At 41.4% G+C, this 24,211-nt stretch carries 23 protein-coding genes; 2 read left to right on the top strand and 21 right to left on the bottom strand.

The features are described from left to right. Positions 1-163 precede the first annotated feature (163 nt). The 10 genes from rplI to DET59_RS09355 all read right to left on the bottom strand — a co-directional run bounded on the left by rplI (position 164) and on the right by DET59_RS09355 (position 10,242). Complete coding sequence (gene rplI, locus DET59_RS09305; protein ID WP_113969400.1) at positions 164-610, bottom strand: 50S ribosomal protein L9; 447 nt, start codon at positions 608-610, stop codon at positions 164-166. Then, positions 607-2,580 (bottom strand): DHH family phosphoesterase, encoded by a 1,974-nt coding sequence (locus tag DET59_RS09310; protein ID WP_113969401.1) that lies wholly within the window; start codon positions 2,578-2,580, stop codon positions 607-609. Before DET59_RS09310 ends, rplI begins: the two co-directional genes overlap by 4 nt. Before the next feature lie 26 nt (positions 2,581-2,606). Continuing rightward, entirely contained in the window at positions 2,607-3,530 is a 924-nt protein-coding gene (locus DET59_RS09315) for a YybS family protein (RefSeq protein WP_113969402.1), read from the bottom strand. Between the two features lie 367 nt (positions 3,531-3,897). Next, the gene (locus tag DET59_RS09320) at positions 3,898-5,958 is read right to left on the bottom strand and encodes a methyl-accepting chemotaxis protein (protein WP_113969403.1); all 2,061 of its coding nucleotides are present in this window, start codon (positions 5,956-5,958) and stop codon (positions 3,898-3,900) included. A gap of 229 nt (positions 5,959-6,187) precedes the next feature. Next, the gene (gene rpsR, locus DET59_RS09325; protein ID WP_034764780.1) at positions 6,188-6,424 is read right to left on the bottom strand and encodes a 30S ribosomal protein S18; all 237 of its coding nucleotides are present in this window, start codon (positions 6,422-6,424) and stop codon (positions 6,188-6,190) included. A gap of 42 nt (positions 6,425-6,466) precedes the next feature. Then, positions 6,467-6,982, bottom strand: coding sequence for a single-stranded DNA-binding protein (ssb, locus tag DET59_RS09330; RefSeq protein ID WP_034764778.1), 516 nt, complete (start codon positions 6,980-6,982; stop codon positions 6,467-6,469). A gap of 79 nt (positions 6,983-7,061) precedes the next feature. Further along, positions 7,062-7,349, bottom strand: coding sequence for a 30S ribosomal protein S6 (gene rpsF, locus DET59_RS09335; protein ID WP_113969404.1), 288 nt, complete (start codon positions 7,347-7,349; stop codon positions 7,062-7,064). A 397-nt stretch (positions 7,350-7,746) separates the two neighbouring features. Continuing rightward, on the bottom strand, positions 7,747-8,847 hold the full coding sequence (gene ychF, locus DET59_RS09345) for a redox-regulated ATPase YchF (protein ID WP_113969406.1): 1,101 nt from the start codon (positions 8,845-8,847) through the stop codon (positions 7,747-7,749). Between the two features lie 244 nt (positions 8,848-9,091). Then, entirely contained in the window at positions 9,092-9,292 is a 201-nt protein-coding gene (locus DET59_RS09350; protein ID WP_113969407.1) for a DUF951 domain-containing protein, read from the bottom strand. A gap of 14 nt (positions 9,293-9,306) precedes the next feature. Next, complete coding sequence (locus DET59_RS09355; protein ID WP_113969408.1) at positions 9,307-10,242, bottom strand: mechanosensitive ion channel family protein; 936 nt, start codon at positions 10,240-10,242, stop codon at positions 9,307-9,309. A 261-nt stretch (positions 10,243-10,503) separates the two neighbouring features. On the opposite strand from DET59_RS09355, the gene yyaC reads away from it, so the two are divergent. Beyond that, positions 10,504-11,124 carry a spore protease YyaC gene (gene yyaC, locus DET59_RS09360; RefSeq protein ID WP_113969409.1) on the top strand — a complete coding sequence of 207 codons (621 nt, stop codon included), beginning with the start codon at positions 10,504-10,506 and terminating at the stop codon, positions 11,122-11,124. 47 nt (positions 11,125-11,171) lie between these two features. On the opposite strand, the gene DET59_RS09365 is transcribed toward yyaC, so the two are convergent. The 11 genes from DET59_RS09365 to rpmH form a co-directional block, all read right to left on the bottom strand. After that, positions 11,172-11,885, bottom strand: a complete 714-nt coding sequence (locus tag DET59_RS09365) for a DUF554 domain-containing protein (protein WP_113969410.1) — start codon at positions 11,883-11,885, stop codon at positions 11,172-11,174. A 146-nt stretch (positions 11,886-12,031) separates the two neighbouring features. Beyond that, complete coding sequence (locus tag DET59_RS09370; RefSeq protein ID WP_113969411.1) at positions 12,032-12,871, bottom strand: ParB/RepB/Spo0J family partition protein; 840 nt, start codon at positions 12,869-12,871, stop codon at positions 12,032-12,034. After that, a complete protein-coding gene (locus DET59_RS09375; protein WP_113969412.1) occupies positions 12,864-13,625 on the bottom strand; it encodes a ParA family protein in 762 nt (253 codons plus the stop codon). Before DET59_RS09375 ends, DET59_RS09370 begins: the two co-directional genes overlap by 8 nt. Positions 13,626-14,350: 725 nt before the next feature. Beyond that, positions 14,351-15,214 (bottom strand): nucleoid occlusion protein, encoded by an 864-nt coding sequence (gene noc / locus DET59_RS09380; protein ID WP_113969413.1) that lies wholly within the window; start codon positions 15,212-15,214, stop codon positions 14,351-14,353. Between the two features lie 124 nt (positions 15,215-15,338). After that, positions 15,339-16,052: a 16S rRNA (guanine(527)-N(7))-methyltransferase RsmG gene (gene rsmG / locus DET59_RS09385; RefSeq protein WP_113969414.1), complete on the bottom strand. Its 714-nt coding sequence runs from the start codon at positions 16,050-16,052 to the stop codon at positions 15,339-15,341. A 21-nt stretch (positions 16,053-16,073) separates the two neighbouring features. Next, entirely contained in the window at positions 16,074-17,966 is a 1,893-nt protein-coding gene (mnmG, locus tag DET59_RS09390; protein ID WP_113969415.1) for a tRNA uridine-5-carboxymethylaminomethyl(34) synthesis enzyme MnmG, read from the bottom strand. Positions 17,967-18,023: 57 nt separating this feature from the next. Continuing rightward, positions 18,024-19,409 (bottom strand): tRNA uridine-5-carboxymethylaminomethyl(34) synthesis GTPase MnmE, encoded by a 1,386-nt coding sequence (gene mnmE / locus DET59_RS09395; protein WP_113969416.1) that lies wholly within the window; start codon positions 19,407-19,409, stop codon positions 18,024-18,026. A 317-nt stretch (positions 19,410-19,726) separates the two neighbouring features. After that, positions 19,727-20,344 (bottom strand): RNA-binding cell elongation regulator Jag/EloR, encoded by a 618-nt coding sequence (jag, locus tag DET59_RS09400; RefSeq protein WP_113969417.1) that lies wholly within the window; start codon positions 20,342-20,344, stop codon positions 19,727-19,729. Next, positions 20,341-21,129, bottom strand: a complete 789-nt coding sequence (gene spoIIIJ / locus DET59_RS09405; RefSeq protein ID WP_113969418.1) for a YidC family membrane integrase SpoIIIJ — start codon at positions 21,127-21,129, stop codon at positions 20,341-20,343. The genes jag and spoIIIJ overlap by 4 nt, the downstream gene beginning before the upstream one ends. 134 nt (positions 21,130-21,263) lie before the next feature. Beyond that, positions 21,264-21,638: a ribonuclease P protein component gene (rnpA, locus tag DET59_RS09410; protein WP_113969419.1), complete on the bottom strand. Its 375-nt coding sequence runs from the start codon at positions 21,636-21,638 to the stop codon at positions 21,264-21,266. 165 nt (positions 21,639-21,803) lie between these two features. Further along, a complete protein-coding gene (gene rpmH, locus DET59_RS09415; protein WP_034764748.1) occupies positions 21,804-21,938 on the bottom strand; it encodes a 50S ribosomal protein L34 in 135 nt (44 codons plus the stop codon). Between the two features lie 879 nt (positions 21,939-22,817). On the opposite strand from rpmH, the gene dnaA reads away from it, so the two are divergent. Next, positions 22,818-24,164: a chromosomal replication initiator protein DnaA gene (gene dnaA, locus DET59_RS09420; protein ID WP_113969420.1), complete on the top strand. Its 1,347-nt coding sequence runs from the start codon at positions 22,818-22,820 to the stop codon at positions 24,162-24,164. Positions 24,165-24,211 lie beyond the last annotated feature (47 nt).

The following is a 24,211-nucleotide window of genomic DNA, read 5'->3' on the forward strand; positions in this document are numbered from 1 at the left end:
CTGCTGCCTGCGTCTAATCTATATAAAAATAAGAATGTAGTCCTACCGAAAAAATGTGATCGGGATAGTATCCAGATCACATTTGTTATCAAGCTATATTCATTTTAACATGTTTTTCTCAAAATGAAGTTACCAAATTTCGTATATTTTCTCTAAAAAAATCTTACTCTTCTGTTACATGTACCTTTAAGGTTGCTGAAACGTCCGTATGAAGCTTCACAGGGACATTCGTATAGCCAAGGGCACGAATGGCATCGTTCATTTCAATTTTACGTTTATCGATTTTGATGTCATGTGCTTTTTTCAACGCATCGGCAATTTGCTTGCTTGTGATGGAACCGAATAAACGACCGCCTTCACCCGATTTTGCTTTCATTTCAACCGTGATTTCTTCTAAAGTCGCTTTCAATCTTTTTGCTTCTTCCAATTCTTCCTGAGCCAGTTGCTCTTCTTTCTTCTTTTGACCCTCAAGCTGACCCATATTTGCATTTGTTGCTTCAACGGCCAAGCCTTTTTTTAATAAGAAGTTATGTGCATAGCCATCTGCTACGTTTTTTATTTCCCCTTTTTTCCCTTTACCTTTAACGTCTTTTAAGAAAATTACTTTCATATCTCTTTTCTCCCTTCAAAATAATCATTTAATGCTTCCTTCAGCTGTTCTTCAGCTTCTGATACAGATGCTTGCTTTATTTGAGTAGCGGCATTGGTTAAATGACCTCCACCGTTTAAGTTTTCCATAATGATTTGTACATTCACGTCACCTAAAGAACGGGCACTGATCCCGATTGTTTCCGGATCCCTCTTAGAGATGACGAAGGAGGCAATCACTTCATCCATGGTCAATAACGTATCCGCTGCCTGTGCAATAAGAACAGGGTCATAAATGACATTATCCTCTGCTTTCGCTATCGCAACGCCTTCACGGAAAAATTTAACCGATTCGATTAACCTTGAACGTTTTATATAGGTATCGACATCCTCTTTCAGAAACTTTTGGACTAATACGGTATCTGCCCCTTGTGCCCTTAAATAGGAAGCAGCATCAAAGGTTCTCGATCCTGTTCTTAGCGTAAAGCTCTTCGTATCCACAATGATTCCCGCCAGCAGGGAAGTCGCTTCCAACATAGTGATTTTTTCATGTTTAGGCTGATATTCCAGTAGCTCCGTCACAAGTTCGGCTGTAGAAGAAGCATATGGCTCCATATAAACTAGTAATGGGTTTTTAATAAAGTCTTCTCCGCGTCGATGATGATCGATGACGACAACTTTATCCACTTTATTTAGAAGTTTTTCATCAATGACCAAGGAGGGCTTATGGGTATCGACTACGACGAGCACCGTGTCCTCCGTCGCCATCTCAAGTGCTTCCTCAGGGGTGATGAAGCGTTGGTGAAGATCGGAGTTCACTTTGATCTCCTTCATCAATCGTTTCACACCATTATCGATTTCATTAAAGTTTAAGACAACGTATCCTTCACGCTGATTCATTTGAGCCACTTTTCGAATGCCGATGGCGGCTCCAATCGCATCCATGTCGGGATGTTTATGTCCCATAATGATGACCTTGTCACTTTCGATCATGATTTCCTTTAGAGCATGGGAAATGACTCTGGCGCGTACCCGGGTACGTTTTTCCATTGGATTGGTTTTTCCACCATAGAATTTAACCTTTCCATTCGTTTGCTTAATGGCCACCTGATCTCCTCCACGACCTAAGGCGAGATCCAGGCTTGATTGAGCGAGAGTTCCCAGTTCAGGCAGGGAAGATACGCCAGTCCCTACTCCAATACTTAAGGTAAGGGGAACATTTTGCTTGGAAGTGGTATCCCGGACATCATCCAATATACCGAACTTCTCCTTCTCCAATACTTGAAGGATCTTCTCATTAATGACGGCTATGAACCTCTCAGAAGAGACCCGCTTCAAGAACACGCCATACTCTTTTGCCCATTTATTCAGAATGGACGTCACTAAACTATTTAAGCTGCTTCTTGTCTGGTCGTCCATCCCTTGCGTTAATTCATCATAGTTATCTAGAAAGATGATTCCAATATTCGTGCGTTCATCATGATATTGCTTTTCTATTTCTTTTTGTTCCGTGACATCAAAGAAATAGAGAAGCTTTTCTTTGAGCTTCAATACGACATGATACTTTCTCTCATTAATCGTCACAATTTCCGAATCTACTTCCTGCTTGATTAATGGAACTAGAGATTCTGCGACATCGTAAAGGGACCTTCCAACGACTGTGTCTTCATTAAAACAAGAGGCCAGAAAAGGATTCGTCCATTCTATGTAATATTCATCATTGATCAGCATGATCCCAATGGGCATCTCCATTAACGCCTCTTCCCCTACACGCTTTACACGATAGGATAGAGTGGAGATATACTCCTCTGTTTCTTCGTGCGATCTTCTCTCAAAATAGAAAGCGAGAAAATACACGATTCCAAAGACAATCAACCCTATTAACGAAATGATCCATTGGTAAAAGGAAACCGATACTAACAATAGAGCTGTTAATATAGCAAGACCGTACAATGGGTAGCGGATCATTCGCTTATTAAAATAAGATGGCATGATTTCAGCTCCTGGACCTTAAATTTCTATGACTTGCGTTGTAGGCGTTGTCTTAGATCAAATCCTAAGTCAATTATACCTAAAATTCGCACGAGATAAAGAAGAGGAATCGAAATGATTGTAATTAATACCAAAATTCCTTTTGACCATCCTTTTATATGCGCGAAGAAATAGAGGAAAGACAGGCCTTGTACCGCCATCAAAGTTTGCAATACATACAAAACATTCAGAAGGGCCGTATAGGCATACGTTCCTTTCTCCGGCTGCAGAATCATGGATAGGACCAAGGTAAGTAAATAATACCAAAGGATACTCTTAGGAAGCTTCCATTCTCTGAATGGTTTAAATACGGGTACATCTCTCCCTAAACGTTTCATGATGGGAAAGTTGATTAGCATAAACAACAGAGCCAATACGACAGCAATTCCCAGGAACAAGGTGGGCATCAACGTCTGAATAAGATCAATGGAGCTCTCCAGACTTTCGACCAGTCTCTTGTCCGGTTCCTGACCAAGCTTCTCAATTAAAGAATAATAAGCGGTCTTCGATTCAGCTAAGCTATCTTCTATAATATTAACATTGAAGAGGAGGATAGAAAAAACAAAACCAATGACAATATTGATGACAAGTGTGAGACTTGACGCCATAAACAGTCTCATTTTATCCACTTTCGCTTTCACACACCACCCAATCACGACCCCGGTCGTCGCAACCATGAAGGCAACAGGCAGCGCAATCAGCCCTCCAAACAAGAAGGATAACCCTAACGATCCGATCAATACGTAAAAAGAATTCAGTAACGAATACTTAGAACTAAACAGAATAAGAGGGAGGGGCAATACGAAAAAGGCAAGGGTCCCAATAAGCGGAACATATAAAGCCAATAACAGTAAAACAGTAAAGATGGCGAGCATAAGCGCGCCTTCCGTTAACACACGGGGATTTTTCAATTGAAACGCTCCTTACGATAAATTCAAAAACATGCAATAGCACTATCATATCAATTTTGGAGATAGATTTCATCTTAATGACTCACAACAAAAGCGGAGGCGGCTTGGGAAGAGGCGACAAGCATAAGATGACCCTTCCGGAAAGGCGGCGTTCTTTGCCTTTTTGGAAGGTTTAGCTTATGACCTCGAGCCTCTAGCCGCCGGAGCTGGATGACAACAAAAGCGGAGGCGGCTTACCAAATAAAAGAGAGGGAGCCCCTTCAACATGATTCACATCTTCATCAACTCTAGTATGCACTCACTTTAAAAAGGAGTATACCCAGTAGATGAAGAATGGCAATGTTTCAGGACCACCCTCCAGAGAGAATTATGAAATTTTAAAACGTTCGATTGAAGACTGAAGCTCTTGACTTAAGTCTGTTAAGCGTTCAGCTGCTTCTGTAACCGATTGGACGGCCCTCACTTGTTCTTCTGTAGAGGCACTCATTTCCTCGCAGGAAGCAGCCGTTTGTTCTGCTGTAGCGGCCATCATTTGTATCACATTGACCACTTCATCTTTTTCAAGGTTGATTTGACCAACTTCCTCATACATTCTTTCTATTTCATCCTGCATGGATTTCATTAACTGTGAGGTTTGGTCAAAAACATCATTGGTTCTTTCAATCACTTCATTTTGCACCTCAAAGGTCTCTTTCGTTTTCACCATTTCATCAACTGCTTGATGAGAGCCTTGTTGAATTTCTATAATGGTACGTTTCACTTCTTCGGTTGCCTTCACTGACTGATCGGCAAGCTTCCTCACTTCTTCTGCCACGACGGCAAACCCTTTGCCGTGTTCACCTGCTCTAGCCGCCTCAATGCTCGCATTTAAAGCAAGGAGGTTCGTTTGAGAAGAAATATCCGTTATTGTACCCATGACCGACTCAATCGTCTTCACCTTTGCTTCCAAACTTAAGATGACATTCTCCATGGAGGAGATGTATTCACTGGAAGAATGGTAGGCATTTTCTAATTCTTTTACCTGGTTTAACCCGGACTGGTTCATGGCATCTGCCTGTCCTGCCATCTCAGACATAGCTTTCGACTTTTCATAGACTCCATTAATTCTTGTGCCTAATTGCTCTGTTTGATGATGAGCCCGATCAGAGTCAGCCGCTGATTGAGAAGCCCCTGTCGCAATTTCTGTAACAGCCTTGGCCATCTCTTCACTTGAGGCATTTGTCTCCTCAGAAACCGCACTTAATCCTTCAGCCGATTCCCGGACATTATAGATCGATTGTTGGACCACTTGAATTGTATCTTTCATATTTACGATCATTTTGTTTAAATCGGACGCCAGTAATCCTGTCTCATCTTTGGAATTAATTTCTGACTGAATGGATAAATCTCCAGCAGAGACATCGGTTACCGTTTTTTGAAGCTGCTTGATTGGTTTAGTGATCTTATTCGAAATAAGCACAATTAACACCAACATGACAGCCAGGGTAATGAGGGCTGTCACGATCAGTAACCGCTCAATTTCTTTCGATGACTGAATGAGATCCTTCATGCTATAGGCAGATCCCACTTTCCAGTTCGTCCTAGGTACCGTACTGTACACTAACACTTTTTCATCTCCGTCCAGTTCATACCGGATCGTGTCGGAATCTTTTTCAGAAGCGAGCATTTTGCTGATGAAAGGTAGTTTGGAGAGATCTTCACCTCGCTTAGTGGGGTGGACGATGGCTGTACCATCAAGCCCGATTAAGAACGGATAGCCATTATATCCAATGTCCATTTCCGAGACGCGGTCAGTAAGTTTCGTCAAATTAATGTCCACACCGAGAACGCCTACTACTTTATTATCTGATACAATCGCTCTGGAGGCTGTAATGATATATTCCTCCGTTGCAGTATCTACGTAAGGCTCGCTCCAAACCACGCCAGCCCTTACTTCCTCAGCGTTTTTATACCAATCCCTGCTTGTCGGATCAAAGTCACTGGGCAGAGAGACGGATGGGACGATTTTTAATTTCTTATTTGGTGATGCGAAGTAAATTGAAGTAGCTTCCCCATAAAGGCTTAAGTAATTATCAAAATCAGATTGAATATTGGCAAACAGTTCTGTATTTTCACCACCAGATTCTGTTTGCAATTGTGCTTTTGCATAATCTTTTAACGAGTTGGAGATTGAATATTGATCAATACTCTTTTCGTATTGTCCAAGAAAGAGTTGCACTGAATTATTTAGTTCTCCTACAATCCCTTGAGTTTGATCAATAACCTCTTTCTCTGTTTTCATTCTCGTCTGTAAGCTTGTAATCGCAATAATGACAGCTAACGATACCATAAATAAAATGGATATGATTACAATAAGCTTCATTCTAATGGATGATAGAAGAAAACCCTTCTTTCCTTCCACCTGTTTCCTTGTGTTTTTCTTTTTCACATAAATTCCCCCTCTTACTACCAAAAAACTATCTATATATACACTTATTCATCGACATTTTTCGCTATTTCTTTAGAGGTACATGTGAATTTACAAGAACAAAGTGATGCTGGATAGGATAATCGAAGGGTGCTTTGCTATGGAGGAAGATATCTTATACTCACCCGTTATAAAATGGCATTAAAAAAAGCAGCAGAGACAAGTCTCTGCTGCTTTTTAATCGATGATATTATTCACCAGTAACGTATGGAAGTAATGCCATTGTACGAGCGCGTTTGATCGCACGAGTCAACTTACGTTGGTACTTAGCGTTTGTTCCAGTTACACGACGTGGAAGAATTTTTCCACGTTCAGATACGAATTTCTTAAGAAGATCTACATCTTTGAAATCGATATGTGTAATTCCGTTTGCTGTGAAGTAGCACACCTTACGACGTCTACGTCCACCTCTACGTCCTCCTGCCATTTGTTTCGCCTCCTATCTTGTTTGGATTTTATTATCGTTCGTTTAGAATGGCAGATCATCATCGGAAATGTCGATCGGCTGACCGTCATTTGCAAATGGATCCTCATCTACACGTGTATAGTTGTTGTTATTATTGTTATTGCGTTGTTGATTCTGATTCTGACTATACGGATTTCCTTGGTCGCGTTGACCTCCACCCGAATAGCCCGGACTTCCTCCACGATCGCCTTGATTCGCACTACGCGGCTCTAAGAACTGAACGCTTTCTGCTACAACTTCCGTCATAAACACACGGCGTCCATCTTGTCCTTCGAAATTACGTGTTTGAATACGACCGTCAACGCCAGCTAAGCTGCCTTTTTTAAGAAAGTTTGCTACATTCTCTGCAGGGCGACGCCATACAACGCAGTTAATAAAATCTGCTTCCCGTTCTCCTGATTGATTCGTAAAACTACGATTGACAGCCAGTGTAAACGAAGCAACAGCCACTCCACTTGGAGTATATTTTAATTCAGGGTCTTTGGTTAAACGCCCTACTAATACAACTCGGTTCATCATCAGAATCAACCCCTTCCTTCTAGTTTACTGTTTCACGTGAAACAGGTGATAGAAGTGTATATCTTAAAAAACGTACGGATTATTCTTCTTCTTTAACAACGATATGACGGATAATATCATCGCTGATTTTAGCTAAACGATCAAATTCGTTAACTGCATCAGAAGTAGCGCTCATCTTAACTAGTTGATAGAAACCATCACGAAAATCGTTGATTTCATACGCTAAACGACGTTTACCCCAATCTTTTGACTCGATGATTTCCGCGCCGTTAGTTGTTAAAACGTTATCGAAACGCTCAACTACTGCTTTCTTTGACTCGTCGTCAATGTTTGGGCGGACAATGTACATAAGTTCATACTTTCTCATCTGAATGTCACCTCCTCGTGGTCTATGCGGTCCTTTCTTTGTGAAAGGACAAGGAGCAATGCGTTCATTACTCACGAAATAAAATTATAGCATAGGTTATCTATTATTGCAATATGACGTAAAAAAAAGACTAGAATCGGGACTCTAGTCTTTCAAATGCTTTTTTGTAAACTTTGTTTCTTTTTAAAAAGCGAGTGCTGGTTGATTTCCGCTCCAGGCACTCGCTTTCCGCGGGGTGGGCGGTGAGCCTCCTCGGCGCAAGCGCCTGCGGGGTCTCACCTGTCCCACTACTCCCGCAGGAGTCGAGTGCCTTCCGCTCCAATCAACTCTCAGAGAATTTAGTTCCGGATAAATTCCAATGAAAAATGCATAGTCTCGCCTATTTCTTTCTCAGAACCTACACATTAAAACGGAAGTGAATGATGTCTCCGTCTTTTACGAGGTATTCTTTTCCTTCTAAACGTACTTTTCCGGCTTCACGGGCTGCTCCCATTGTTCCTGCTGCGACTAAATCGTCGTAGTAAACCGTTTCGGCACGGATGAAGCCTCTTTCGAAGTCGGTATGGATGACTCCGGCACATTGGGGAGCTTTCATCCCTTCACGGAATGTCCAGGCGCGGACCTCTTGAACGCCGGCTGTGAAGTACGTTGCCAGTCCTAATAAAGAATAGGTAGCGCGGATCAGCTGATCTAAGCCGGACTCTTCAATCCCCAGCTCTTCTAAGAACATCGCTTTTTCTTCATCATCAAGCTCAGCAATTTCAGATTCGATTTTCGCACAGACAACAATCACTTCTGCATTGTCTTCTTTAGCAAATTCACGTACTTTCTGAACATATTCGTTATCAGAAGCATCGGCAATTTCATCTTCACTTACGTTTGCTACATATAATACAGGCTTTGAAGTCAGAAGGTGAAGCTGTTTCACAAGCTTCATTTGTTCATCAGAGAACTCAACCGTACGAGCCGGCTGCTCTGCTTCAAGAGCTTCTTTGATTTTCACAAGGATATCATGCTCAAATACCGCTTCTTTATCTTTTTGTTTGGCCATTTTCTGAACTCTGGCAAGACGCTTATCCACTGTCTCAAGGTCAGCTAAGATCAATTCCAGGTTGATGACTTCAATATCCGCAATCGGATCTACTTTTCCTGAAACGTGTGTGATATTATCATCGGCGAAACAACGGACAACCTGACAGATTGCATCCACTTGGCGAATATGAGATAAGAATTTATTCCCTAATCCTTCTCCTTTACTCGCTCCTTTTACAATCCCGGCGATATCCGTGAATTCAAAGGCAGTGGGAACCGTCTTCTTCGGTTCTACAAGCTCTGTTAATTTATCTAAACGGTGATCGGGAACTTCTACAATTCCTACGTTCGGATCAATTGTACAGAAAGGATAGTTGGCAGATTCTGCACCTGCTTTTGTAATTGCATTAAATAAAGTGGACTTCCCTACGTTTGGTAATCCAACAATACCAGCTGTTAAAGCCATTATAGTCACTCCTCATCTAAATTCTTATCTATTAAAAAATCATGTAAGATCTAAAATAAGTAAACGGTCGAACCTTTCACAATTATAGAGATAATAGAGGGAAAAGACAAGTGAAGCTTCAGGCATCGGCACAGCTTACTAAAAAGAGCATCCAATCGACTGAAACCGACTGAATGCTCTTGACCTCGGCAAAATAACCATAGGCTGGATTAGGCCAAAAGAAATATGGGTAAAAAAAGAATGCTCATTCTTCTTCGCCGCTACCGATGACTTTTTTCATTTTTTTCGCAAAATCTTTTCTGGGAATCATGACACTGTGTCCGCATCCGACACATTTGATGCGAATATCCATTCCCATACGGATCACTTTCCAGCGGTTCGTTCCACATGGATGGGGCTTTTTCATTTCTACAATATCATTTAAAGTGAATGTCTTGGGCTCCACTGGATTTCTCCTCCTTATTCGCTTTCAAGTTTTCTTTGCTTTTCTTCACGTGGCTGGAGATCTTCCTGATCCTGACGTGAATACATCACCATACGAGGGAATGGAATTTCAATACCATGCTCATCCAGGCATAGTTTAACCTCTTTACGTATCATTCTTGCCATATACCAATGTCTCATCGGAACCGTTTCAGCCACGATCCGGATGACCACATCTGATGCTCCCAGGGTTTGAACACCCAACAGTTCAGGTGGATTCACGAGATCTTCATATTTTTGCGGTAACGCAAGGAGAAGCTCCTGCATCACTTTCTCTGCTTCTTCTATATTTTCTTCATAGGCAATACTGACATCTACGACCGCAATGCTGTTGTGAATGGAGAAGTTCGTTACTTCCGTAATATTACCATTGGGGAAAATATGTAATTCCCCGGTCCAGCTTTTGATCTTTGTCGTACGAAGGCCGATTTCTTCAACAGTACCTTCAGCAGAACCGATTCGAACATAGTCACCGACTGAAAACTGGTCCTCGAATATAATAAAGAAACCCGTGATGATATCCCGAACAAGGTTTTGTGCTCCGAAACCTACCGCCAGACCAACGATCCCGGCACCGGCAATCAGTCCTTTCACATCAATATCAAGAGTCGATAGAATCGTCATTAAACTAATGAAATAAATCACATAGGTCAATACATTCTCTAATAGTTTTGATAAAGTGGCTTCCCGACGCTCCGTAAATTTAAGGGGTGAGCGGGACCGGACCCTGAACACATTTCGAATGGCTGACCTTCCCAACCTTAGAGCGATATAGGTAATGACCATGATTGCCACTATTTTTATCGCGCCGGACCCTAAGGCAATCCATAAATCATTATCTATAAGTTTTTGGGCTGCTTCACTATCTTTTATTTTGTCTACGGTGTCTTCAACTTTTTTAGTACTCGACATATATACCGAACCTCCACTTATCATTCAATAAGAAGTATTCCTTATTTTATCAACTTTCCCTCTCCTTGTGTAGATATAACCTCATATTACTATAGTTTATAGAAAATTTTTATTTTATGAAAAATCCAACCATATTATGTATGAAAAAAAGAAATCGTCCGTATACTGATAATACTTAGAAAATATGATTATGGCAGTCAAGTCCGATAAAGTATGTTCACTATAAAATTCCCCTTAAACATATCCAAAGGAGTGGAAGCGATGAATCTTAAAAAAGGACTATTTGAACGAAGACCTGAACCCTTTAGAGTCCTTCATCAGGAAGAGCGTGCGGCACAGGATCTTTCCGTTCAATTGTCGTCGATGCTTCCCACTTACTATCGTACAAGACCCATTGTCTTCGTGTGTATTGGCACAGACCGTTCCACAGGGGATTCATTGGGCCCATTGGTTGGAACCCTGATAGAAGAACAAGATATCAAACCATTCCATGTATATGGAACGTTGGATGATCCGATCCATGCAGTAAACCTGGAAGATAAGCTCAGTCAAATTGCCTCTAAACATATCAATCCTTTTATTATCGGTGTAGATGCCTGTCTCGGTCGATTAAAAAGTGTCGGTGCCATTCAACTAAGTGAGGGACCATTGAAACCTGGTGCCGGCGTAAATAAAGAGTTACCAGAGGTTGGGGAGATTCACCTGACCGGAATTGTGAATGTCAGTGGATTTATGGAGTTCTTTGTTTTACAAAATACACGTCTGAATCTTGTGATGAAAATGGCAAAGACGATCGCTCAAGCCATTGTGCTGGCAGGAGATTCAGTGGAACGCCGCAACGCCGTCAGTATTGAAAAATGGCGGGAAGAATTACAGCAATAAAAGGGAGATGATCCAGATACGTTCCGGGTCATCTCCCTTTTCACTTATTACATATACAACTGGTATGCGTGTATGGTTCCTACGACCAATCCCACTACGATGATCCCGGGAAGTAAATTGGCGACTCTGATCTTCGTTACACCGAGGAGGTTGAGTCCAATCGCAAAAATCATGATTCCTCCCGTTGAGGTCATTTCTACGATATAGGCATCCATCAGCTCTTCTGGAACCCACTGATGAATCTGAGTCGCAAATAACGCAATGAAACCTTGATAAAGGACGACAGGGACCGCCGAAAACATGACACCAATTCCTAAAGTCGTCGTGAGGATCAAGGATGTAAAGCCATCAATGATCGACTTCGTCAACAGAACATCATGATCGCCCCTGATGCCGCTATCCAACGCACCTATTACGGCCATTGCCCCAATAACAAAAATAAGGGTAGCCGTGACAAACCCTTGAGATATGGAGGTATCTTTATTACTGCCGAGCTTCTTTTCCAACCAGTTACCCAAGGAGTTAAGCTTGTCCTCCAGATTCATCCACTCTCCCCATGCAGCACCCAGAGCGAGGCTGATGATGACAATGAGAAAGTTTTCACTTTTCAATCCCATCTGTAACCCAAGGACGATGACGGCTAAACCAATCGCTTTCATGACAGTTCCCTTCATATCTTCCGGGATGCGATGAAGGACCTTACCCAGGAGAGTTCCGATGATAATACATACTCCATTTACCAGCGTTCCTAACAGTACCATGACGTTCTCCTTATCTGTCTGAAAAATTATTCACATATTTTCATGATTATTTCCCAAAGAATAGTGCATCTTCTATGTACCATATGGAAGAGGACTGGCTTAAGTGGTATAAGTATACCTTTTAAGCCAGTCCTTTTGCCCAATGGTTACTGCAATAATTCCAAAATACGATCGAGATCTTCCTTTGAGAAAAATTCGAGCTCGATTTTTCCTTTTTTCTTCGCTTGTTTAATCGTAACCGTTGTCCCGAAGCGTTCGCGTAGAAGGGATTCCTGCTCCTGAATGAAGACATCTTTCCGTTCTGTCTTTTTTGTTTCACGTGGAACATTCTCATTCAGCTCCTGAATGATTTTTTCTAATTGGCGTACGTTTAATGATTCTTTAAGGATACGATTGACAACCGTTGATAGATTCTTCTTATTTTTCAACCCAAGGAGTGCACGTCCATGTCCCATCGTTAACTTACCTTCTGAAATAAGTTCCTGAATAGGAGCAGGGAGGGAGAGTAAGCGAATATGATTGGCAATATGAGGTCTGCTCTTTCCCAATCTCTTCGCTAATTCCTCCTGAGTGAGCTTTAGCTTGTCCATCAGCATTTGATAAGCAGCGCCTTCTTCGATCGGTGTCAGGTCTTCACGTTGAAGGTTTTCTAAAACGGCAAGCTCCATCATTTGTTGCTCATTCAATTCCCGGACCACGACAGGAGCCGATTCTAATTTAGCCGCTTTGGCTGCACGATAACGGCGTTCCCCAACGACAATTTCATACCCTTTGATCGTTTTACGCACAATGATCGGTTGCAGGATACCGTGTTCTAAGATCGAATCTTTTAATTCTTCAATTGCTTGCGGCTCAAAGATCTTTCGTGGTTGATATGGATTCGGCCGTATTTCTTTCAGGCTCACTTCTTGCACGGACTCTTCATTTTGAGTTGTTTGAATATTGGTAAAGAGAGCATTGAGGCCCTTTCCTAAACCTTTAGCCATTCGCCGCCACTTCCTTTGCTAGTTCTAAATAAACTTCTGCTCCCCTGGACTTTGCATCATAGATGATGATCGGTTCACCATGACTGGGCGCTTCACTTAAACGAACGTTACGCGGAATAATTGTGCGATACACTTTATCTTGAAAGTATTTTTTGACTTCTTCTATGACCTGTATTCCCAGATTGGTTCTCGCATCAAGCATCGTAAGCAGCACACCATCGATCATCAGATCATGATTCAGATGCTTCTGAACTAGACGAACGGTACTCAATAACTGACTTAATCCTTCCAAAGCATAATATTCGCATTGGACCGGTATGACGACAGCATCTGAGGCTGTTAAGGCATTGATTGTCAATAACCCTAAAGACGGAGGACAATCAATGATAATATAATCAAAATCGTCTTTCACTTTCTCTAACGCTTTCTTTAAACGCACTTCACGGGAGATGGTTGGAACAAGTTCAATTTCTGCTCCCGCCAATGAAATCGTTGCAGGTACAATGGATAAATTCTCAACTTTTGATTGTTTAATGGTTTCTCTGACATCCACATCATCTACCAGCACATCATATATGCACTGCTGGACATCCCCTTTTTCCACACCTACACCACTAGTGGCGTTTCCTTGGGGATCAATGTCTACCAGTAAAACCTTTTTCCCTATATAAGCTAAGCAAGCCCCCAAATTGACGGATGTTGTGGTCTTTCCCACTCCACCTTTTTGGTTAGTAACGGCTACTATTCTGCCCAAGGTTGTCACCTACCTTTTGACTTCCTAAGATTCACTAAATTTTTTACAGTATTCTTCTATTCTATCAAAATTCCCCGATAATTGTCTGTCAATTTTTCAAAAAGTGCAGTGTTTCTAGAAATAGGAAATTGTGAATAGATCATCGTTCACGAATCGACAGTGTTTGTCCTGAATCGACAGAACTAGAGACAGTGGTAGTTGATTTCCGCTACAGGATGCTCGCTTTCCGCGGGGCGTGAGTTGAGCCTCCTCGGGCTTTGCCCTGTGGGGTCTCAACTTTCCCGCTATTCCCGCAGGAGTCGAGCACCTTCCGCTACAATCAACTTTCAAAGCATGTGTTTGAAAATCTAGTAGACATACAAAAAACTTTCTAGTAACAGCTTTTAAAAAAGAGAGTGGTCTAATACTGCTTGTATACTAGAATTGCTTTTATCTATAAAATTTTTTTATTAAGTTCTATAACTCTGTCACGAAAAACTTAAGATAGATGGTGAGGGGAACGGCGTAGACTCCTGCGGAAGAACGGGCGTGCCGAGACCCCGGAAGCGAAGCTGAGGAGGCTCGGCCGAACGCTAGCTGCAAGCGGAGCCGTTCCCCTCACCATCCAGCACACACTGGTTGACAGAGACTCTGGAAGATTACATATTTAAGAACACTTTACAAAAAGAACTAAACAAAAAAGTGAGAAACCAATCCGATATGTTTCTCACTTTTAGACTACGAATCTATTTTTTTTTAGGAATACGGATGGTGAACTGATAGAATTCCTCATGCTCTTCTTCTTCAGAGTCCAGATTGATTCCGCTGTCTGATACCATGGAAAGCGATTGACGAATCGTATTCACAGCAATTCTCATATCTTTACTGAAGGCTTTTCGTTTCGGTTTTGGCTTTTGAGTCGTTCCTTCTTGCATTTTCACAACCCGGTCTTCGGTTTGTTTGACATTCAAGCTTTTTTCAATGATTTCCTGAAGGAGCTGGATCTGCTTTTCAGCATTCTTCAGAGGAATCAAAGCCCTGGCATGACGTTCAGTTATTAGTTTATCCAATAAGGCTGATTGAATTTCTTTTGGAAGCTTAAGGAGACGAAGCTTGTTCGCCACAGTCGATTGTCCTTTTCCTAAGCGTTGAGCAAGGGCTTCTTGAGTTAAATCATGTAACTCCAACAGTTTTCCATACGCAATGGCTTCTTCTATAGGAGAGAGTTCTTCCCTTTGTAAGTTTTCAATTAATGCAACAGATGCTGTTTCTGTATCATTAAGATTCTTTACAATGGCCGGTACGGTGTCCCAGCCAAGCTTCTGAACGGCTCTGTATCGACGTTCACCTGCAATGATTTCAAACTGCTCATCATCATATTGTCTAACCACAATCGGTTGGATAATACCATGAGTATGAATCGTTCTGGATAACTCTTCTATCTTTTCATCATTGAACACTGTTCTTGGTTGAAAGCGATTAGGGATGATTTGTGAGACGGGTATCTTTTTCACTTCATCTCGATCTTCTTCCACTACATTTGATTCTTCAGATTCAACATCTTGCTCCTTTTCACCTAGGCCAAAAAAACGAGAGAAAGGATGCTTCATCTTCCTACACCACCTTTAAGAAACTCCCTTTATTAATATTCTCTAAAATATGACCAGTTCCTGCCTAAGCTGAGATTTTCAAAGCTTGATCAAAGACATCACGGCAGGAGAACCATTCATATTATTATAACGGTAATTTATTGGGTGTCCCAGGTTTTCTGGGATATTTGTTAGGCGTTTCTTTCACTTTGTCGATCTTCACGATATTTCTTTCACTTTCCTCTTCCGGTAAGACGAACGAATACATTTTATCTGTTTGTCCACCCAGCATGCCAATGGCTTTCTTCGCATTGGATAGCTCCTCTTTCACGTTTGAAGCCTTCATCGCTACAAATAAGCCGCCCTTTTTAACAAGTGGCAAACATAATTCACTTAAAACAGACATTCTGGCAACGGCTCTTGCTGTAACCATATCATACTTTTCACGATGAGCCTTGTTTTTACCAAAAGTCTCAGCACGATCATGATAGAAGTTCGTGTGATCAAGCCCTAATTCATCTGATAAATGGTTTAAGAACGTAATCCGCTTGTTCAAGGAATCAACAATTGAGATATGTAAGTGCGGGAAGCATATTTTAAGAGGGATACTCGGAAAACCGGCTCCTGCCCCAACATCACAAAGAGTTGTCACCTCGGTTAAATCAACATAAAAAGCTGCACTGATCGAATCGTAAAAATGCTTTAAATAAACATCTTCCTTTTCAGTGATGGCCGTCAGGTTCATTTTTTCATTCCATTCAACCAGCAATTCATAATAGCGCTCAAACTGATTTAATTGCTCTGGAGAAAGGGAGATCCCCTTCTCCTCAAGCATTGATTGAAATTCATTTACATTCATGAAATTATCCTTCCTTTACCTCTATTGATCACCTGATACTTTTGCGATTTTCCCTTGCTCGATATAGACGAGTAAAATAGAGATGTCTGCAGGATTCACTCCTGAAATCCGGGAAGCCTGTGCAAGAGAAAGAGGCTGGACCTCGATTAATTTCTGTCTTGCTTCAGACGCTAAACCGCTAATGGCGCTGTAATCAATGTTTTCAGGAATTCTTTTGTTTTCCATCTTCTTCATTTTATCGACCTGTTGAAGGGATTTTTCAATATAGCCTTCATATTTCACTTGGATTTCAACCTGTTCCTCTACATCGGGATCAAGCTCGATTTCACTTGGAACGAGTGATTTAATATGACTATAGTTCATTTCAGGGCGCTTCAGAAGATCCGCTGCTAATATGCCGTCTTTCAGCTCACTGCCGCCCGCTTCACGGATAACGGCCTGTGTTTCGTCAGTAGGCTTGATGCGGATTCCTTCCAGGCGTTTTTTCTCTGAAAAGATCGCTTCTTTTTTAGCTGTAAACCTTTCGTATCGATCATCGGAGATTAATCCTATTTTATGGCCGATATCAGTCAGGCGAAGATCGGCATTGTCATGACGAAGCAACAGGCGATATTCAGCACGGGAAGTCAATAGACGATACGGTTCGTTCGTCCCTTTTGTCACAAGATCATCGATTAAGACCCCGATATACGCATCAGAGCGGCTTAAGATAACCTCTTCTTTATCCAGGGCACGGCACGCAGCATTGATCCCCGCCATCAGACCTTGTCCAGCCGCTTCTTCATAACCGGACGTTCCGTTGATTTGTCCCGCTGTATAAAGATTTTTTATTTTTTTCGTTTCAAGGGTCGGCCATAATTGAGTCGGTACGATGGAATCATACTCAATGGCATACCCGGCACGCATCATCTGTACTTTCTCAAGACCCGGGATGGTTTGAAGAATCTTTTGTTGTACGTCTTCAGGTAAACTCGTCGATAATCCCTGTACGTAGACTTCTTGTGTGTTTCGTCCTTCCGGCTCCAAGAATATCTGGTGACGCGGTTTATCATGGAAACGTACGACTTTATCTTCAATGGAAGGACAGTAGCGCGGTCCGGTTCCTTTAATCATTCCAGAATACATTGGAGAACGATGCAGGTTGTCATCAATCAATTGATGAGTGTGTTCGTTCGTGTACGTTAACCAACATGGAAGTTGATCGGTAATATATTTCGTCGTTTCATAGCTGAAGGCACGGGGAACATCATCACCTGGTTGAATTTCTGTTTTCGAGTAATCGATTGTCGAACTATTCACTCGCGGTGGCGTCCCTGTTTTGAAACGAACAGTATCAAAGCCTAATTCATGTAAATGATCAGAAAGTCTGATGGAAGGTTGTTGATTATTAGGACCGCTTGAATATTTCAGATCTCCTAATATGATTTCACCACGCAGGAATGTACCCGTTGTGATGACCACTGTTTTCGCCCGGTAGGCAGCACCCGTCATCGTTACGACACCTTTACATTCATCATCTTCAACGATCAATTCCTCAACCATTCCTTGAAGCAAGGTCATGTTCGGTTCATTTTCGATCGTGCGTTTCATTTCATGCTGATAAAGGAATTTATCCGCCTGAGCCCGTAATGCCCGGACAGCCGGACCTTTTCCTGTATTCAACATTCTCATTTGAATATGTGTTTTATCTATATTACGCCCCATTTCTCCACCCAGAGCGTCAATCTCTCTTACAACGATCCCTTTTGCCGGTCCGCCAACCGATGGATTACATGGCATAAAGGCGACCATATCCAAGTTAATGGTGACCATTAACGTTTTAGCTCCCATACGGGCAGAAGCAAGTCCTGCTTCAACTCCGGCATGGCCAGCACCAATGACAATGACATCATATTGCCCTGCGTCATATTGCATGGTTTATTTTTTCCTCCTTGTAGGACCTTGAATTCAGAGTCCACATTATAATAGTATTTATTTCCCTAAGCAGAATTGAGAAAACAGCTGATCAATCAGGCTCTCATGAACGCTCTCTCCAATGATTTCACCTAAAAGCTCCCACGTTCTGGTTAAGTCAATTTGAGCGATATCGATGGGAGTCCCCATTTCTACGCTATTGATGGCTTCATTAATCGAGAGGGAAGCTTGATTAAGCAGAGCAATGTGACGGCTATTGGACACATATGTCATATCCCCGGATTCAATGGAACCTGCAAAGAATAAAGAAGAAATCGCTTCTTCCAGTTCATCGATCCCTTGCTCTTCAAGTAAAGCCGTTGTGACCAGCTGATGATTTTCCGCCAGTTTTCTTACTTTATCTATATCAATCTTCTGAGGCAGATCCGTTTTGTTCACGATGACAATAACGTCCATTCCTCTTACCGCTTCGAAAAGCTGTTCATCTTCGGGAGTCAATTCGTCCGCATAGTTGAGTACGAGTAAAATTAAATCCGCTTCTTTCAATACCTGTCGTGATCGTTCCACACCGATTCGTTCTACAATGTCTTCTGTTTCACGAATTCCGGCTGTATCAACCAGACGTAGCGGAACACCGCGTACATTCACGTATTCTTCAATCACATCCCGGGTTGTTCCAGGGATATCGGTTACGATCGCCTTGTTTTCATGAACAAGACTGTTCAATAGAGAGGACTTCCCTACATTTGGCCGTCCGATGATCACGGTAGAAAGACCTTCTCTCAGAATTTTCCCCTGCTCTGATGTTCGGACCAACTCGTCAATTTCGTCACGGACGTGTTTGGATTTCTCCAACAGTACGTGATGCGTCATTTCTTCTACATCATCATACTCCGGATAATCGATATTCACTTCTACATGAGCCAGTGTTTCAAGGATTTCCTGACGAAGCTTTCGAATCAAATTGGAAAGTCGGCCCTCCATTTGATTAAGGGCAACATTCATCGCCCGATCGGTTTTTGCCCGAATAAGATCCATCACGGCTTCTGCCTGGGAAAGGTCAATTCGTCCGTTCAAGAACGCCCGTTTCGTAAATTCACCCGGCTCTGCAAGGCGGGCTCCATTTTTCAAGACGAGCTGCAATACTTTATTGACCGACACAAGTCCTCCGTGGCAGTTAATTTCTATAATATCTTCACGGGTGAAGGTTTTTGGCCCCCTCATGACAGAAACCATGACTTCTTCCACCACTTGCTCTGTGTCCGGATCGATAATATGTCCATAATGAATGGTATGAGAAGCAAATTCTTTCATAGAGGTTCCTTTCATACCCTTAAAGACCTCATCACCGATATCGAAGGCTTGATCACCGCTTAAACGCACGATCGCAATCGCCCCTTCACCCATCGGCGTGGAAATAGCAGCAATTGTATCAAACTCCATTGTATTCACCTCTCTTATTTCTTAGTTGATCTATTTATAAATGAATTATAGTAGAGAGCAAAGTTTCCCCAAATTATTAGAATATCACAATCCTATTTAATACTAAAGAAAGGAAACCCTCTATTCGTCAACAAATAATGTTATCCACACAGATAACACTTCATCTCTATTATTTTAACTTATCCACATGTGAATAACAATAAACCGGGATGAAAATAAGAATCCACAAGGTTGCGACGCGGCGACATGGGAAGAAATATAAAGGGGTTTCCTGGATTGCAAAAAAAAACGATCCCCCGAAAGGAATCGTCTCTTATTTATTTTGGAGCAATTACAATATAACGATTGGGTTCTCTGCCTTCTGAATGTGTATCAACAGTAGTCGAATCAACAAGTGCTGTATGAATCACTTTTCGTTCATAGGAAGGCATTGGTTCTAATGAAACGGAACGATTTGTGCGCAATGCTTTCTCTGCTAATCGTTCCGCCAGGTTTGTTAATGTTTGCTTACGTCTTTCACGATAGTTCTCCGCATCTAAAAGGATGGTGATGAACTGATCGGAAACCCGATTGGCAATCAGCTGAGTTAAATGTTGAAGAGCATTCAACGTTTGTCCTCTTTTTCCTATTAATAGAGCCATTTTTTCACCAGAAATGTTGAACTCAACATCTCTTCCGTCTCTTTTCACTTCTATGGTAGCGTTCACTCCCATTTCATGTGCAACAGATAGAAGAAAATCTTTCGCTTCATTTACCGGATCCATCGCTTTTTTGACTTGAACGATAGCAGGTCTTCCACCAAACAATCCGAACAAGCCTTTTTTACCTTGATCAATGACGTCAATTTCTGCTTCTTCTTTGGTGATATTCAGTTGAGACAAGGCTGATTCAATGGCTTCTTCCACCGTTTGACCAGTCGCTTCTACTTCTCTCACTTTTTCTTTCCTCCCGAATTCCCACCAGCTTTAGCGGTTTGCGCTTCTTTGATTTCAGGTCCTTTAATGAAATACGTTTGAACGATCATAAATAGATTTCCGACTACCCAGTAAAGGGATAGAGCTGCAGGGAAGTTAATCGCAAAAATGATGATCATGACCGGCATGATATAAAGCATCATCGCCATTTGCGGATTTTGATTCGCTGTACCCGCCATCATTAATTTCTGTTGGATAAACGTCGTTATACCTGCTACTAAAGGTAAAATATAGTACGGATCCGGGTTACCAAGATCGAACCACAGGAAATTATGAGCTTTAATTTCTTCTGTTCTCACGATCGCATGGTAAAAACCAATTAAGATCGGCATTTGAACGATCAATGGGAAACAACCCGCCAGTGGATTAACACCGTGGCTTTGGAATAAAGCCATCGTTTCTTGTTGAAGCTTTTGTTGAGTTTGTGCATCTTTAGAGCTATATTTTTCACGCAGCTTTTTCATTTCCGGTTGCAAAGCCTGCATGGCTTTTGAATTTTTCGTTTGTTTGATCATTAATGGCAGAATCGCTAAACGAATGATCAATGTAACAATGACAATGGCCAATCCATAAGAACCGCTCATGAACTCAGCTACCATTGTAATTAATTGTGATAAAGGATAGACAATATATTCATTCCATATTCCGCTACTCTCAGGTGTTATAGGCTGATTATATTCCGTACAACCTGATAGTATAGCCATTAGCCCAATGATTCCCATCAGGGCTATCATTCTCTTTTTCACCCTTCATTTCCTCCCTACTAATATCTTTCAAGTTAAATGTAAAACAGGTCTCTCTACTTAAAAAGTACAATCTCTCGTATTGTAACATCTTTTCATAGGCTTGTGATGACGAAACCTGTCAATATCGTAAAATGTTATGACTTCTTTCTAACATGTTTTCCATTAGAGGATCTTTTCAACACTTTTCCTCTTTTCAGCACATGGGTGAGGCTGCCCTTCACCTCATAGAAATTCATTTCGGCCGCCGGTTTTCTGGCGATGATTAAGTAATCGTACTGATCTTTTACATCTTCTTGTAATTCTAAGAAAGCCTGTCTGACATATCGTTTAATTTGGTTTCGACAAACAGCGTTTCCAATTTTCTTACTTACAGAGATTCCAATTCGAAATGGTTGAGGCTCTTCTTTCTTCAATAGATATAAGACGAATTGCCGATTGGCAAAGGATGTGCCTTTTTTGAATATCTCCTGGAACTCTTTATTCTTCTTCACTCTCTGATCTTTCCGCATTGACCACACCTAATTTTCATTTTTGTCTTGATGTATCCTCGACATTATTGGCTCATTCATTTGAAATTATAAGTAATTTTTCTCTTAAAACAAAATACGAACGAGCCAAATCGTCTTTTCACTTGGGATAAAGGAAAAAAAAGACCACTGAGTCAGTTCAGTGGTCTAGGCAGATAATACTTTTCTTCCTTTGCTACGACGACGAGCTAAAACATTGCGTCCGTTTTTAGAGCTCATACGTGCACGGAAACCGTGGTTCTTTTTTCTTTTACGATTATTTGGTTGAAACGTTCTTTTCATCTATGACACCTCCCTGAAGGATATCTTTATAAAAGTTAAAGACATTCCTCACTATTATAAAGACGGTACCCATAAAAAGTCAACACTCATATTATTTTTCTTTTTAAATGTTATTTCGGAAATCATTTTAAAGTCTTTTCGCTCTTTACTATTAGCGTGTAGTGGTTGATTTCCGCTCCAGGTGCTCGCTTTCCGCGGGGCGTGAGTTGAGCCTCCTCGGGCTTCGCCCTGCGGGGTCTCAACTTTCCCGCTATTCCCGCAGGAGTCGAGCACCTTCCGCTACAATCAACAAAATTATTTACTATACTTTTCCCAAAACCAATTTATTAAAATCTATGAAAAATGATCATGTGCTAATTATTAAGTCCATTTGAACGATTACTTCGAATATAACTCATCTCCCTGTTTGATCTTTATCCTTCTACAAATCATCTTCAATTTCTCTATCCACCCTGCCTGTGGATAGGATTCGACAGGTTTTTAAATTATCCACAACACATACTGACAACTTTTTCACAAGTTATTGGGTTGTGGACAATTTCATTCCACAAGGGGTGGGGGCTTGTGGATAAAATTTAAAAAGCATTGCACCGCTTAGGATATTTTGATATGATTATTGTGTTTTCACTCTTGATAACTAGGTTCACGGAAATAACTTATCCACAAAATGTGGATATCATGTGGGTAACTTATACAGAGGGTTTGTAAAACGTTGTCCACAAGTGGTGGATATTGTCGAAAAACCATTTTCTTTCCTTATTATATATATTTTCCACATTCATTGTTTTGTATTTTTATAAAATAGCGAGAGTTCACGGATTTTATAGCATGTAATTGTTGTACAGAAGTTATACAAACTGAGAAAAGGAGGGATCAGGATTGGAGAATATCGGGGATCTTTGGAGCAAAGCCTTAGAAAGCATCGAAAAAAAGATAAGTAAACCGAGCTTTGATACTTGGTTAAAATCGACTAAGGCACATTCCATTCAAGGTGACACACTTGTCATTACAGCTCCAAATGAATTTGCACGAGATTGGCTGGAAGGACGCTACTCTCAATTAATCTCCGGGGTTTTGTATGATATTACGGGCGAAGAGCTGGTCGTGAAATTTATCATTCCACAAAATCAGGAGCCGGAAGAATTTGATATTCAATTACCGCCAAAGAAGTCGATGAAAGACGACGAACAACAGGATATCAATCAAAATATGCTGAATGCAAAATACACATTCGACACCTTTGTTATCGGTTCGGGCAACCGTTTCGCCCATGCCGCATCTTTGGCTGTGGCTGAAGCACCTGCAAAAGCCTATAATCCCTTGTTTATATATGGTGGAGTAGGACTGGGAAAAACTCACTTAATGCATGCGATCGGACATTATGTACTGGAGCATAATCCTGCTGCTAAAGTGGTTTATCTATCCTCTGAGAAATTCACAAACGAATTCATTAACTCCATTCGTGACAATAAAGCAGTCGATTTCCGCAATAAATACCGCAGCGTTGATGTTTTATTAATAGATGACATTCAATTTTTAGCAGGAAAAGAACAAACGCAAGAGGAATTTTTCCATACTTTTAATACCTTACATGAAGAAAGCAAGCAGATTGTCATTTCAAGTGATCGGCCACCGAAAGAAATTCCGACACTCGAAGACAGACTTCGTTCACGATTTGAATGGGGACTTATTACAGACATCACTCCTCCAGATCTAGAGACGAGAATTGCCATTTTACGAAAAAAGGCAAAGGCTGAAGGATTGGACATTCCAAATGAAGCCATGCTTTATATAGCTAATCAAATCGATTCAAACATTCGTGAGTTAGAGGGCGCTTTGATCCGGGTTGTTGCGTACTCTTCTCTTATAAATAAAGATATTAATGCTGATCTGGCAGCCGAAGCTTTGAAAGATATCATTCCAAGCTCCAAACCACGGGTTATTTCCATCCAGGAAATTCAACGTGTCGTTGGGGAGCACTTCAATGTGAAGCTGGAAGACTTTAAAGCGAAGAAACGAACAAAGTCCATCGCCTTTCCACGACAGATTGCTATGTATCTATCCAGGGAGATGACGGATTCTTCACTTCCAAAGATCGGAGAAGAGTTCGGCGGCCGGGATCACACGACCGTCATTCATGCTCATGAGAAGATCAGTACATTGCTGGGGGCGGATGCGCTTCTTCAGCAGCAATTGAAAGAAATTCGTGAGTCATTAAAGAGTTAATCTTACACACAAATAAACTGGATAATGTGAATAACTAAGACAAACTA

This window comes from Rossellomorea aquimaris (assembly GCF_003315075.1).
In the GTDB taxonomy this organism is placed as follows: domain Bacteria; phylum Bacillota; class Bacilli; order Bacillales; family Bacillaceae_B; genus Rossellomorea; species Rossellomorea aquimaris_C.

Coding starts and splice junctions, on each gene's coding strand:
- rpsF (WP_113969404.1), bottom strand. CDS start 7,349: ATGAGAAAGTATGAACTTATGTACATTGTCCGCCCAAACATTGACGAC.
- mnmE (WP_113969416.1), bottom strand. CDS start 19,409: ATGGAGTTTGATACAATTGCTGCTATTTCCACGCCGATGGGTGAAGGG.
- mnmG (WP_113969415.1), bottom strand. CDS start 17,966: ATGCAATATGACGCAGGGCAATATGATGTCATTGTCATTGGTGCTGGC.
- rsmG (WP_113969414.1), bottom strand. CDS start 16,052: ATGAATGTAAATGAATTTCAATCAATGCTTGAGGAGAAGGGGATCTCC.
- yyaC (WP_113969409.1), top strand. CDS start 10,504: ATGAATCTTAAAAAAGGACTATTTGAACGAAGACCTGAACCCTTTAGA.
- noc (WP_113969413.1), bottom strand. CDS start 15,214: ATGAAGCATCCTTTCTCTCGTTTTTTTGGCCTAGGTGAAAAGGAGCAA.
- DET59_RS09310 (WP_113969401.1), bottom strand. CDS start 2,580: ATGCCATCTTATTTTAATAAGCGAATGATCCGCTACCCATTGTACGGT.
- rpmH (WP_034764748.1), bottom strand. CDS start 21,938: ATGAAAAGAACGTTTCAACCAAATAATCGTAAAAGAAAAAAGAACCAC.
- DET59_RS09365 (WP_113969410.1), bottom strand. CDS start 11,885: ATGGTACTGTTAGGAACGCTGGTAAATGGAGTATGTATTATCATCGGA.
- rplI (WP_113969400.1), bottom strand. CDS start 610: ATGAAAGTAATTTTCTTAAAAGACGTTAAAGGTAAAGGGAAAAAAGGG.
- ychF (WP_113969406.1), bottom strand. CDS start 8,847: ATGGCTTTAACAGCTGGTATTGTTGGATTACCAAACGTAGGGAAGTCC.
- rpsR (WP_034764780.1), bottom strand. CDS start 6,424: ATGGCAGGAGGACGTAGAGGTGGACGTAGACGTCGTAAGGTGTGCTAC.
- DET59_RS09355 (WP_113969408.1), bottom strand. CDS start 10,242: ATGTCGAGTACTAAAAAAGTTGAAGACACCGTAGACAAAATAAAAGAT.
- DET59_RS09370 (WP_113969411.1), bottom strand. CDS start 12,871: ATGGCTAAAGGTTTAGGAAAGGGCCTCAATGCTCTCTTTACCAATATT.
- rnpA (WP_113969419.1), bottom strand. CDS start 21,638: ATGCGGAAAGATCAGAGAGTGAAGAAGAATAAAGAGTTCCAGGAGATA.
- ssb (WP_034764778.1), bottom strand. CDS start 6,982: ATGATGAACCGAGTTGTATTAGTAGGGCGTTTAACCAAAGACCCTGAA.